Here is an 11,917-nt window from a genome sequence, read left to right on the forward strand (position 1 = left end):
TTCCGGACACCGATCTCGCGCTGAGTCAGCGCACGCGTTCAAAATATCAGGCGAGTAGTCCATCGCGGCCTGTCCCGGCTATCCGCCCGCGTGTTCGTTGCGACCGTGAGCCGCGATGAACATGGCGACAGCCGACCGGCAATAGGATTCGATTTCGTCCTCATCCTCTGCTCTGGCCTCATCGAAGCGTGCGATAATCAGAAGATCGGAGCCTTTGAAAAGTGCGGCAAACAAGCGGGCGGACCGGAGAGGATCGGGCACGTTCAGCACCGCCTTCGCGTGCAACTGACGCAACAGGGTCTCGATTTGGGCGACGATATGGGCGGGGCCGGCTTCGTAATGGACTTTGCTCAACGACTTTTGGTTCGGCGTGTCGGCCATGACCATGGCTTCGACGTTGCGGACGTCTGGGCGCAGCAGCGTGCGAAGCAGCGATGATCCCACCGCCATAAGCTGATCCTCGGCCGAGCCATCGACGCCTTCAAAAAGCGCCTGTGGGATTAACTGCTGACAGCGGGCCGCAAAGGCCGCGCCAAACAGCGCCTCTTTGTTCTCGAAGTGCCTGTAAATGCTGAGCTTCGATATCTTCGCTCGCTTGGCCACCTTGTCCAACGTCGTCGCTTGAAAACCCAATTCTGCAAACAGTTCGCCCGCGGTGTCGACAATGGTTTGGCCAAGCGCCTCATTGGCGGGCCGGCCGCGCCGGGCCCTGGTGTTTTTCTCGGTTAGCACAATTCAAGTCCTTGACAGTATCCTAATTATCGAATTACGATACCACGCAGTTCCTAAAATATGCAAGTCAATGGATAGGCTTCGACCGAACCCAGCCGACTCCCTCCATCCACAACACGGAGCCCATCACCATGGATGACGTCATCATCATCGGCGGCAGCTTTGCTGGCCTTGCCGCCGCCCTGCAACTCGGCCGTGCCCGCCGCAAGGTCACCGTTCTCGACACTGGCCTGCCGCGCAACCGCTTCGCCGGCCACTCGCATGGTATGCTCGGCCACGATCACAAGCCGCCGCTGGACATCCTGGCCGAGGCGCGCCGGCAGTTGGCGCGTTATCCTGCGATCAGTCTGGTCAACGCTCGGGCCGACAAAGTCTCCGGCGGCATCGACGATTTTTCCGTCCTCCTGGGCGATGGCGAAAGCCTTGGGGCACGTCGGCTGATCCTGAGCTATGGCATCACGGACCAGATGCCCGATGTGCCGGGGTTTGCCGAAAGCTGGGGCACGTCCATCGTGCCCTGTCCCTATTGCGACGGCTTTGAAGTCGCCGGCCAGCATTGGGGCCTCGTCTGGTCAGGCCCGCAGTCGCACAATCAGGTCAGGCTGTTCCACGATTGGACCGACAGGTTGACGGTCTTCGCCGATGGCCACGACATCCCGGCCGATATCCGGGCCGATCTGGAACGTCGCAACACGCCTGTCTTCGATGGCCGGATCACTGAAATCGCCCGTCACGGCGGCCGTAATCCCACCCTCAAGCTCGATTCCAGCCGTGATGTCGCTGTCGACATTCTGTTCGCGCATCCGCGCAACAAGCCGTCCGCCGGCCTGCATGAATCACTGGGCCTCGCCACGGCCGCTACGCCCCTTGGCATCGTCCTCAAGGTTGATGAGCGCCGCGAAACCAGCATGCCCGGCATCTACGCCGCGGGCGACCTCACTAACCCCATGATCCCCTCGGTCACCACGGCATCGTGGCAAGGCGCAATGGCGGGCATCTTCGCCCAACAGTCGATGCTGGTTTGAGAGCAGAGTTTCTCCGGTCCCAATTGGCCAACCCAGCGGCGGCGCGCCAATCCAAAGCAAGAAGGAAGTGATCCTCATGAATACGACCAGTCCTGGCGTCGCCCTGGTGACCGGCGCATCCTCCGGCATCGGTCTCGCCACCGCCAATGCCCTGCGGAATGCAGGCTTTCGAGTGTTCGGAACCAGCCGCCGCGCGACGGCGAAGAAATCCGACGGGATTACTATGCTGACCTGTGACGTTACCGACGATGAGTCGGTGGCGAAACTGGTCGAGCGGGTCCTTGCCGAGGCCGGCCGCATCGACGTGCTCGTTAACAATGCCGGCCTGGGCCTGCTCGGCGCCGCGGAGGAGTCTTCGACGGTTCAGGCGCAGGCACTGTTCGACGTGAACGTGTTCGGCGTCTTTCGCTTGACCAATGCGGTGTTGCCGACGATGCGACGTCAAGGAAAGGGCAGAATTGTCAATTTGAGCTCGGTGCAGGGGTTCATCCCGGGTCCATTTTTTGCGCTTTATTCGTCAACCAAACATGCCGTTGAAGGCTATTCCGAATCGCTGGACCATGAACTGCGCCCGTTCGGAATTCGTGTCTCGTTGGTCGAGCCCGCCTACACCCGCACGTCCTTCGAAGAGAATCTCGCGAAGCCGGACCGGTTCCTGGATATCTACAACACGGCGCGCGCAACCATGAATGGAGCGGTACGGAAGGAGATGGACAATGGCGATGCGCCCGGAGTGGTAGCCCATACCATATTGGCGGCTGCGACCGATCCGGCCCCGAAGAGGCGCTATACGGCTGGGAAAACGGCGCGTCAGATCAGTTTCCTGCGCCGTTTCGTCCCCGCTTCCGCATTCGACAAGAGCCTGCGAAAGCGGTTCGGGCTACCGGTTTGATGCAAGGATCAACCGGCTTTCGTTTCGCATCGGAGGGAGAGCCTAGTTAAGAGCGCATCACAACAAGGATATGTCATGGCACAGCACAATGCGGATCGGGTCGCCGATTGGAATGACCAAAGCGGGGAGCGCTGGGTCGCCCACCAGGCCCGGCTCGACGCCATGCTGGCGGTATTCGGCCAAGCCGCGGTCGAAGCCGCCGCGCCCGTGACGGGCGAGCGCGTGCTGGACGTCGGCTGCGGCGCGGGCGCGTCGAGTCAGGCACTGGCCACCCTCGTCGGCCCGAGGGGCCATGTATTGGGCGTGGACATATCCGAATCGTTGATCGGCAGAGCGCGCGCGCTTACGGCACAGGATATGCCGGTCGTGTTCGCAATGGCCGACGCCAGCAGGGCCGAGTTGCCCGAGGGCGCGTTCGACATCCTGTTCTCGCGTTTCGGGGTGATGTTCTTCGACGATCCGACAGCGGCGTTCGCGCATATGCGCGGGGCGCTCCGGCCGGGCGGGCGGGTCGCTTTCGTTTGTTGGCGCGGCATGGCCGATAACGATTGGATGCGCCTGCCGATAGGCGCGATCAAGGGCATCGTCCCGTCGACCGCGCCGCCCGATCCCGAAGCGCCTGGCCCGTTCTCGTTCGGCGACCGCGGACGGGTGGCTCGCGTCCTGATGGCGGCCGGCTTCACCGATATCGCTATCGAGCCCTTCGATAGTTCCGTTCCGTTTGGTAAGGGCCCGACGCGGGACGCCGCGATTGACGACGCGGTGAAGATGACGCTCGAGGTCGGCCCGCTGTCGCGCGCGCTCGCTGATCAGCCCGACGACATACGCGCCCGCGCCTCGGCTGCGGTTCGTGCCGTCTTCGCGGACCGCCCCGGCGAGCGGTCGGTGATTATCAATGGTGCGGCATGGATCGTCACCGCGCGCAATCCGGTATGACCGCTTATGGAGCAAAGCAGCCGCCGGTGCGCTGGGCTCGGCGGCCTGGCGCCGAACGTCGGACATTGAGACCAGCGTCGCTGTGCGCTCAGAAACCGACCCTCACGATCCAGGATGGGCCAGTCGAACAGCAGACCCGCTCGGCCGAAAAGACGAGCACTCGATGGATCGGGTCCCAAGCCAGTTTCCGCCTGCCCGCTCCACCTTGTTGCAAACGTTCAAATTTGAGCTTCCGCACTCATGCTTTGTCGAGAGTATCTCCTTTAGTCTCCTAGACCTTCTGCGCCGTAAGTTTGGCCGTTTTGCATCGCCGTCGGCGACGATGACGACGAAATAGGAGAACGCAATGACTCGCAGTCACGTTGAACGTCTTGGAGAGTTCAGGGAGATCCTCGTCGCAACTCGGCGCGAAGGCGTCCGTAACGTGCACCATACCCGCGACGCAATGCGGGCAAGTGGCTTTCAGATCGGAGAAAGCGATGGCTCCAGCTACGGTGCCCAGCTGAAGGCGCTCCAGGAGGAAATCGAGGCAGTCGACCGCGCCATCGAGGACGAGAAGCGGCTGGCCTTGACCATCGAGAGCGCGACTCAATCCCGCCGACCGACCAAGCCGAGAATCGTGAAGGGAACGTAGAGCCAGGTACTGGCGCTCAGCGGGGTGGGGTGGAACGTGTGCAGCCGAGCGCAGCGCTTTCCCCGCGCCAGACCATGACCGGCCTCCACGGCGCCAATCGAAAGCGCCCATGACGGGGTTGACCGCTTGTGCCACAGCATTCCTTCAGATTGTGTTGCCGCTGCAACCTGCTAGCGCGGTCCAAAGGACACAAAATCCCCCTTGCCAACCTCCCCACCTTCCCCTAACCTCCCTGTGAGAAAACCTTTTCCCAAATCGCTCCGCGCTCGCTGACCTCACCCGTCATCACCGCGCAGGGCGATAAGAGAAAACCTTTTCCCAACTCAGGGATGCGCCTCGACACATGTCCTCCGACGCCTTGCCAGCGCCAGCCCCGGTCACCCTACGTGAGGTGGCATTGGCCGCCGGCGTCAGCGTGGCGACGGCCTCGAAGGCGCTGAACGGGCAGGGGCGGATGACGGCGGAGACGCGCGAGCGTATCCGCGAGACGGCGCAGCGGCTTGGCTTCCGGCCGAACAGCCTGGCGCAGAGCCTGCTGCGAAAACGCTCCTTCACCGTCGGGCTGCTCACCAACGATACTTACGGCCGCTTCTCGCTGCCGCTGATGGCCGGCGTCTCCGATGCGCTGGTCGATGCCGGCGTCTCGGTCTTCCTGTGCAATGTCGAAGACGATTCGCGCCTTGGCCAGCTCCATGTCGAGGCCATGCTCGACAAGCGCGTCGACGGCATCATCGCCACCGGAAAACGCATCGACCGCCATCTGCCGATCGACCTCTCCAATCTGCGCATTCCGGTGATCTATGCCTTCACCCAGCCCGATCCGGGCTCGGTCGCCTTCGTCTCCGACGATGCCGGCGGCGCGCGGCTGGCGGTCGAGCATTTTTGTGGGCTCGGACGCCGGCGCATCGCCCATGTCAGCGGGCCGGCGAGTTTTGCCGTCGTGCATGAGCGCGCGCGTGCCTATCGCGAGGTGCTGGCCGAGCACGGCCTGCCGGTGGCCGAACCGCTGCTCGGCGCCTGGTCGGAAGGCTGGGGGCATGAGGCCGTCGCAAAGCTCTTCGACGGCAAGGCGGGCAGGGGCGAGATGCCCGACGCCGTCTTCTGCGGCAACGACCAGATCGCGCGCGGCGTCATCGATGCGCTGCGCGAGCGCGGCATCGGCGTGCCCGAGGATGTCGGCGTCATCGGCTTCGACAATTGGGAGATCGTGGCCGAGGCGACGCGCCCGCCGCTGACCTCGGTCGACATGAACCTGGCCACGCTCGGCCGCGAGGCCGGGCTCGCTCTGCTTTCGCTCGTCGGCGGCCAGGCGGCCGCGCCGGGCATTCGAAAACTGCCGTGCCGGCTGGTGGTGCGTCAGTCATGCGGCCGCCCAGTGGGCGGCTAGGAGAACGCGCGGCGCGATCTGGGAGAGCGCCGCAATAGGGAGGAGAACCAATGAGGAGGAGAACCATGAAGACCATGATTGCCGGGCTCGCGCTCGCCGCGAGCATTTTTGCTCTGCCTGCTTTCGCCGCCGACACCGCCAACATCTGGGTGCGCGCCGACGGCTCGAACTTCATGCCGCGCATCGTCGATGCCTTCAACAAGGGCCACGAGAACCAGATCAAGCTCGACATCATCCCCAATGCCGAGATCATCCCGAAATACGGGGCGGCCGCCGCCGGCGGCACCGCGCCCGACGCGCTCTCGCTCGATCTCATCTACACGCCGTCCTTCTCGGCCGCCGGCCAGCTCGAGGACATCACCGACTGGGCGAAGTCGCTGCCCTATTTCGCCAGCCTGTCGCCGGCGCATGTGAAGACCGGCACCTACAAGGGCCGCATCTACGGCCTGCCGTTCTCTGCCGATAGCTCGGTGCTGATCTGGAACAAGAAGCTGTTCAAACAGGCCGGGCTCGATCCGGAAAAGGGCCCGACCAACTGGGCCGAGATCGAGGCCGACGCCGAGAAGGTCAACGCGCTCGGCGGCGACATCAAGGGCTTCTATTTCTCCGGCAATTGCGGCGGCTGCAACATCTTCACCTTCACGCCGCTGATCTGGGCTTCGGGCGGCGACATCCTCTCCGAGGACGGCTCCAAGGCGACGCTGGACAGCCCGCAGCTGCGCGGCGCCATCGACCTCTACCGTTCGATGGTCAAGAAGGATCTGGTGCCAGCCGGCGCGCAGACCGACACGGGCGCCAATTTCTTCGCCGCCTTCGCCGCCGGCAACATCGGCATCTCGCCGTCCGGCGCCTTCGCCATCGGCGCGCTCAACACGCAGTACCCGAATGTCGATTACGGCGTCACCTTCCTGCCGGGCAAGGATGGCGGCTGGTCGTCCTTCGCCGGCGGCGACAATTTCGTCGTCACCAAGGGCACCAAGAAGCTCGCCGTGGTGAAGGAATTTCTGGACTTCGCCTATTCGCTCGAAGGCCAGACGCTGCTCGCCAAATACGGCAGCCTGCCGGTGCGCGGCGACATCGCCAAGGAGGCGCTGAAGGACCTCGACCCGCGCTACCAGATCGCCGCCGAGGCGATGGCCAAGGGCAAGACGCCCTATACGGTGGTTTTCAACGACCTGATCAACTCCGCCAACGGTCCGTGGACGCAGATGGTCAACGAGGTCTTCTTCGGCGACGATGTCGACGGCGCGATTTCGAATGCGCAGGAGACCATGCAGTCGATCATCGACCAGGCGCCGCAGAAGTAGCGCCGCCCTCAACCTCCCCTTGAGGGGAGGTCGGACCCGCAGGGTCCGGGTGGGGTCGCCCCGGCAGTGCTCGACGCCATCTCCCCGTCGGCGCGCGTCGCGGCGGACCCCACCCCCGGCCTTCGGCCGGACCCTCCCCTCGAGGGGAGGGGGACGCAGCGCCAAGCAGGACTATCGCGTTGAGAAAGCACTCATCTAACCGGAATGCCGCGGGACGCAGGCAGTTAGGCTCCACCTTCTCCCCTTGTGGGAGAAGGTGTCGCCGAAGGCGACGGATGAGGGGTGCTCCAGCTTGGCAAGGACGGCGATCCTTCGCGCACCCCTCATCCGTCTCGGCGCTGCGCGCCGATCCACCTTCTCCCACAGGGGGAGAAGGGGAAGTGAGTGCTTACCCATGACCACCATAACCGCAGAAACCGCAGCCCCCGCGCGCCCGCGAAAGCTGGTCGGCGCCGGGCGTCGGCAGTGGATCGGGCTGCTCTATGTCGCGCCGGCGGTGGCGCTGGTCACGGTGTTCTTCATCGTGCCGCTCGGCATGACGGCGTGGATGTCGCTGCACAACTGGCCGCTGATGGGCGAGCATTCCTACATCGGCCTCGGCAACTACTGGGCGATCCTGCGCGACACGCGCTTCTGGAACGCGCTGCGCTTCACCGGCTGGTACACGCTGGTGGTCACGATCGCGATCTTCGCCGTCGCCTTTCCGCTGGCGATCTTCATCGAGCGGCCGCGGGCGATGACCAATGTCTACCGCACCGCCTTCTTCATGCCGGCCGTCATCGGCTTCGCTTCGGCGAGCCTGCTGTGGTCGTGGCTCTTGAACGTCGATTCCGGCCTGTTCAGCCCGGCCGCCTACGCGCTCGGCCTGACCGAGAAGAAGTTCAACCTTCTGGCCACCTTCCAGCCGGCATTCTGGTCGATCATCGCCATGGTCGTGTGGAAGGTCGCGGGCTTCAACATGATCATCCTGATGACCGGCCTGCAGTCGATCCCGTCGGAACTGCAGGAGGCGGCGATGATCGACGGGGCAGGGCCGTTCGCGCGCTTCCGCGCCATCACCCTGCCGCTGATGCGCCGCACGCTGGCGCTGGCGCTGATCCTGTCGGTCGCCGGCTCCATCCTCGCCTTCGACCAGTTCTACATCATCCTGCGCGGCGGCCCGCGCAACCAGACGCTGACCGCCGTCTACTGGATCTTCAACCAGTCCTTCGTGTCGTTCAAGCTCGGCTACGGCGCCGCACTTTCGATGATTCTGCTTCTGATCCTCGTCGTGCTCAGCCTCGTCCAGCTCTGGCTGCTGCGCAAACCGGAGGGGGTCGACTGATGGCGCAGGCGCGCAGCCGCAACAGCCGCATCCGGCTCGGCATCGCCGAGCACTTGACCGGCATCATCGCCTCGCTGCTGTTCCTGGCGCCGATCGTCTGGACGGTGCTGTCGGCCTTCAAGCCGTCGCAGGAGGCGCGCCAGCCGCCGCTGCCGCCATGGCCGACCACCGGCTTCTCGGTCGAGAATTACGGCACGCTCAACACTTTCGGCGACGGGCTCTGGCTGCCGGCGCAAAACAGCATCTACGTCTCGGTGATGACGGTGGTGTTTTCCGTCATCGTCAGCGTGCTTGCCGGCTACGGCTTCTCGCGCTTCCGCTTTCCCTTCAAGGACCTGCTGTTCGTCATCATCCTGTCGACGATCATGATCCCGTTCCAGTCGATCCTGACGCCGATCTTCCTGGTGCTGACCAAGGTCGGCCTGCACAACACGCTGACCGGGCTGGTCTTCGTCTATGTCACGCTGCAGCTGCCGTTCTCGATCTTCATGATGCGCAACGCCTTCGACGCGGTGCCGCGCGAGATCGAGGAGGCCGCCCGCATGGACGGCGCCAACAACGTCACCATGCTGCTGCAGGTCATGCTGCCGCTGGTCTGGCCGGGCATCGTCACCATCGCGCTGTTCGCCTTCCTCGGCGCCTGGAACGAGTTCCTGGCCGCGCTCGTGCTGATGACCGACCAGTCCAAGTTCACCCTGCCGATCATGATGACGGCGCTGCAGTCCGGCCGCTTCGGCGCCATCGACTGGGGTGCCGTGCAGGCCGGCGTCACCGTGATGATGGTGCCGTGCCTGATCCTCTTCCTGGCGCTGCAGCGCTTCTACATCCGCGGCCTGATGGCCGGCGCCGTGAAATGACGACAGCGAAATTGAATGGAGCAAGCCGATGACCAACGCCCAGAACACCGGCAGGCTGAGCCTCGCCTTCCGTCCGCTGCCGGTGCCGCAGGTCGACGTGCGCGGCTTCTGGGGCGATCGGGTCGATGCGGTCGCCGCGCGCACCGCCGAGATCCTCTACGAGCGCTGCGTCGAGGCCCGCATGCTGGAGCAGATCGACCCCGACCGGCCGTCGCCGGGCGTCGTCATCCCGTTCCATTCGCCGTCGCCCGACGAGGCCGCCAATCCCGGCTTCACCGGCTCGACGGTGACGACGCAGATGTTCTGGGACTCCGACTGGGGCAAGACCATCGAGACCGCCGCCTATTCGCTCTACCGGCGTCGCAACGATGCGCTGGAGAAGAAGATCGACGCCGTCATCGATCTCTACGGCAGGCTGCAGCAGCCCGACGGCTACCTGTCGAGCTGGTACCAGCGCATCCAGCCCGGCCTGCGTTGGACGAACCTGCGCGACTGCCACGAGCTCTACTGCGCCGGCCATCTGATCGAGGGCGCGGTCGCCTACTTCCAGGCCACCGGCAAGCGCAAGCTGCTCGACATCATGTGCCGCTATGTCGACCACATCGCCGATACTTTCGGTCCCGAGCCCGGCAAGAAGAAGGGCTATTGCGGCCATGAGGAGATCGAACTGGCGCTGGTCAAGCTGTCGCGGGCGACCGGCGAGCAGAAATACATGGACCTGGCAAAATACTTCATCGACCAGCGAGGGCAGCAGCCGCACTATTTCGACGAGGAGGCGCGCGCCCGCGGCGCCGATCCGAAGGCCTATCATTTCAAGACCTACGAATACAACCAGTCGCACAAGCCCGTGCGCGAGCAGGACAAGGTCGTCGGCCACGCGGTCAGGGCGATGTACCTGTTCTCCGGCATGGCCGACGTCGCCACCGAATATGGCGACGATACGCTGCGCGCGGCGCTCGACCGGCTGTGGGACGACCTGACCACCAAGAGCCTCTACGTCACCGGCGGCCTCGGCCCGTCGGCGCACAATGAGGGCTTCACCAGCGACTACGACCTGCCCAACGAGACCGCCTATGCCGAGACCTGCGCCGCCGTCGGCCTGGTGTTCTGGTCGAGCCGCATGCTCGGCATGGGACCCAACGCGCGCTACGCCGACATGATGGAGCGGGCGCTCTACAACGGCTCGATCTCCGGCCTGTCGCTCGACGGCTCGCTGTTCTTCTACGAGAATCCGCTGGAGAGCCGCGGCCGCCACAATCGCTGGAAATGGCACCGCTGCCCGTGCTGCCCGCCCAATATCGGCCGCATGGTGGCCTCGATCGGCAGCTATTTCTACGGCCTCGCCGACGACGCGCTGGCGGTCCATCTCTATGGCGACTCGACCGCCCGCTTCGAGATATCGGGCAAGCCGGTGAGCCTCGTCCAGACCAGCAATTATCCCTGGGACGGCGCCGTCTCGATCCGCGTCGAGCCGCAGGCGCCCGTCGCCTTCACCTTGCACCTGCGCGTGCCGGCCTGGTGCCGCAAGGCGGCACTCAAGGTCAACGGCAAGGCGGTGGCTCTCGATGCCGTCTTGAGCGACGGCTACGCGGCGATCCAGCGCGAATGGCGGAAGGGCGACCATGTCGAGCTCGACCTCGACATGTCGATCTCCCGCCTCTTCGCCAATCCGGAGGTGCGCCAGGACGTCGGCCGCGTCGCGCTTTCGCGCGGTCCGCTGATCTATTGTGTCGAGGCGACCGACCATCCCGGCCAGTTGCACCGCATCAGCCTGCCGCGAACGGCGGAAATCGAGGCGCATCACGAGCCGAACCTGCTCGGCGGCATCGTCACGCTGTCGGCCACCGGCAGAAGGGAGGCGTCGGAGGATTGGCGCAACGGCCTCTACCGCGCCGAGCCGCCGGCTTCGGAGGAGGCGAGGCTGAAGGCGGTTCCCTACTACGCCTGGGACAACCGCGATCCCGGCGAGATGCTGGTCTGGCTGCGGGAGGGGTGAGGCCGGATCTTACAGATGCACGAAAGCCGTGAGCGGCAGGTGGTCTGAAGCGACCCGCGACAGCGGCGTGTCGTGCGCTTCCACCGCCGAGACCATGTCGTTGCGGTTGCCCATGATCCTGTCCAGCGCAAGCACTGGCAGCCCTGAGGGAAAGGTCGGCACCGCCGGCGGCGTGTGCCCGAATGTGGTGTGCAGCGTGTTGAGCGCCGAGCGGTTGCCGAGCCGCCATTCGTTGAGATCGCCAAGCAAAAGGGTCGGCCTCTCGTCGGCGCTGCTCATGATGTCGAGCACGACGCGCGCCTGTTCGGAGCGCGAGCGGCGCAGCAGGCCGAGATGGGCGGCGATCACGCGCAGCGATCGCTTCTCGTCGAGATCGATTTCGGCGACCAGCGCGCCGCGCGGCTCCAGCCCCGGCAGCTTGATCTGGTGGACGTCGCGCACCGTGCCGCGTTTGAACAAAAGCACATTGCCGCGCCAGCCGTGCCCCTTGCCGTTGCCGGACACCGGCACCGGCACCAGCCCGGTTTCATGTTCGAGCCGCGCGAGGTCGAGCAGCCCGGCGCGGTCACCGAAACGGTTGTCGGCCTCCTGCAGGGCGATGACGTCCGGGCTGATTTCGCGGATGACGCGCGCGGTCCGTTCGGGATCGAATTTGCGGTCGGTGCCGATGCATTTATGGACGTTGTAGGAAGCGACCACCATCTCGGGGCCGTCGACCCGCTTGCGCGGCGTCGCCTTTGCCTTCCGCGCCTTTCTGTGGCGGATCGACAGGAGCACGGTCTCCGGCAGGTTGCGTCCGTTTATCTCCATGGCCCTGCTGCTCTGTT

At 64.8% G+C, this 11,917-nt stretch carries 11 protein-coding genes; 9 read left to right on the forward strand and 2 right to left on the reverse strand.

Annotated features, from left to right (window positions below; genetic code table 11):
- Nucleotides 1-78: 78 nt before the first annotated feature.
- A complete protein-coding gene (locus tag EN786_RS22500) occupies nucleotides 79-735 on the reverse strand; it encodes a TetR/AcrR family transcriptional regulator (RefSeq protein ID WP_189340561.1) in 657 nt (218 codons plus the stop codon).
- A 128-nt stretch (nucleotides 736-863) separates the two neighbouring features.
- Here EN786_RS22500 and EN786_RS22505 point away from each other — a divergent pair, with 128 nt between their 5' ends.
- From EN786_RS22505 to EN786_RS22545, 9 genes are all read left to right on the forward strand, one after another.
- Nucleotides 864-1,757 carry an NAD(P)/FAD-dependent oxidoreductase gene (locus tag EN786_RS22505; RefSeq protein WP_127310641.1) on the forward strand — a complete coding sequence of 298 codons (894 nt, stop codon included), beginning with the start codon at nucleotides 864-866 and terminating at the stop codon, nucleotides 1,755-1,757.
- Between the two features lie 76 nt (nucleotides 1,758-1,833).
- Complete coding sequence (locus EN786_RS22510; RefSeq protein WP_127310640.1) at nucleotides 1,834-2,649, forward strand: oxidoreductase; 816 nt, start codon at nucleotides 1,834-1,836, stop codon at nucleotides 2,647-2,649.
- 75 nt (nucleotides 2,650-2,724) lie between these two features.
- Nucleotides 2,725-3,585, forward strand: coding sequence for a methyltransferase domain-containing protein (locus EN786_RS22515; protein WP_127310639.1), 861 nt, complete (start codon nucleotides 2,725-2,727; stop codon nucleotides 3,583-3,585).
- 346 nt (nucleotides 3,586-3,931) lie between these two features.
- Entirely contained in the window at nucleotides 3,932-4,219 is a 288-nt protein-coding gene (locus EN786_RS22520) for a hypothetical protein (protein ID WP_127310638.1), read from the forward strand.
- Nucleotides 4,220-4,562: 343 nt separating this feature from the next.
- Entirely contained in the window at nucleotides 4,563-5,606 is a 1,044-nt protein-coding gene (locus tag EN786_RS22525; protein WP_127285823.1) for a LacI family DNA-binding transcriptional regulator, read from the forward strand.
- Between the two features lie 65 nt (nucleotides 5,607-5,671).
- On the forward strand, nucleotides 5,672-6,913 hold the full coding sequence (locus EN786_RS22530) for a sugar ABC transporter substrate-binding protein (RefSeq protein WP_127310637.1): 1,242 nt from the start codon (nucleotides 5,672-5,674) through the stop codon (nucleotides 6,911-6,913).
- Nucleotides 6,914-7,307: 394 nt separating this feature from the next.
- Nucleotides 7,308-8,237, forward strand: a complete 930-nt coding sequence (locus EN786_RS22535) for a sugar ABC transporter permease (RefSeq protein ID WP_127311953.1) — start codon at nucleotides 7,308-7,310, stop codon at nucleotides 8,235-8,237.
- Nucleotides 8,237-9,094, forward strand: coding sequence for a carbohydrate ABC transporter permease (locus EN786_RS22540; protein ID WP_127287052.1), 858 nt, complete (start codon nucleotides 8,237-8,239; stop codon nucleotides 9,092-9,094). Before EN786_RS22535 ends, EN786_RS22540 begins: the two co-directional genes overlap by 1 nt.
- Before the next feature lie 28 nt (nucleotides 9,095-9,122).
- A complete protein-coding gene (locus EN786_RS22545) occupies nucleotides 9,123-11,090 on the forward strand; it encodes a glycoside hydrolase family 127 protein (RefSeq protein WP_135908879.1) in 1,968 nt (655 codons plus the stop codon).
- Nucleotides 11,091-11,099: 9 nt separating this feature from the next.
- On the opposite strand, the gene EN786_RS22550 is transcribed toward EN786_RS22545, so the two are convergent.
- Nucleotides 11,100-11,900, reverse strand: coding sequence for an endonuclease/exonuclease/phosphatase family protein (locus tag EN786_RS22550; protein WP_127284925.1), 801 nt, complete (start codon nucleotides 11,898-11,900; stop codon nucleotides 11,100-11,102).
- Between the last annotated feature and the right edge of the window lie 17 nt (nucleotides 11,901-11,917).

Source organism: Mesorhizobium sp. M4B.F.Ca.ET.143.01.1.1 (assembly GCF_004792275.1).
Taxonomy (GTDB): Bacteria; Pseudomonadota; Alphaproteobacteria; order Rhizobiales; family Rhizobiaceae; genus Mesorhizobium; species Mesorhizobium abyssinicae.

What these genes read in the sequence shown, in the direction of transcription:
- EN786_RS22525 (WP_127285823.1), top strand. Translation starts at nt 4,563, where the DNA reads ATGTCCTCCGACGCCTTGCCAGCGCCAGCCCCGGTCACCCTACGTGAG.
- EN786_RS22510 (WP_127310640.1), top strand. Translation starts at nt 1,834, where the DNA reads ATGAATACGACCAGTCCTGGCGTCGCCCTGGTGACCGGCGCATCCTCC.
- EN786_RS22550 (WP_127284925.1), bottom strand. Translation starts at nt 11,900, where the DNA reads ATGGAGATAAACGGACGCAACCTGCCGGAGACCGTGCTCCTGTCGATC.
- EN786_RS22515 (WP_127310639.1), top strand. Translation starts at nt 2,725, where the DNA reads ATGGCACAGCACAATGCGGATCGGGTCGCCGATTGGAATGACCAAAGC.
- EN786_RS22535 (WP_127311953.1), top strand. Translation starts at nt 7,308, where the DNA reads ATGACCACCATAACCGCAGAAACCGCAGCCCCCGCGCGCCCGCGAAAG.
- EN786_RS22540 (WP_127287052.1), top strand. Translation starts at nt 8,237, where the DNA reads ATGGCGCAGGCGCGCAGCCGCAACAGCCGCATCCGGCTCGGCATCGCC.
- EN786_RS22530 (WP_127310637.1), top strand. Translation starts at nt 5,672, where the DNA reads ATGAAGACCATGATTGCCGGGCTCGCGCTCGCCGCGAGCATTTTTGCT.
- EN786_RS22545 (WP_135908879.1), top strand. Translation starts at nt 9,123, where the DNA reads ATGACCAACGCCCAGAACACCGGCAGGCTGAGCCTCGCCTTCCGTCCG.
- EN786_RS22520 (WP_127310638.1), top strand. Translation starts at nt 3,932, where the DNA reads ATGACTCGCAGTCACGTTGAACGTCTTGGAGAGTTCAGGGAGATCCTC.
- EN786_RS22505 (WP_127310641.1), top strand. Translation starts at nt 864, where the DNA reads ATGGATGACGTCATCATCATCGGCGGCAGCTTTGCTGGCCTTGCCGCC.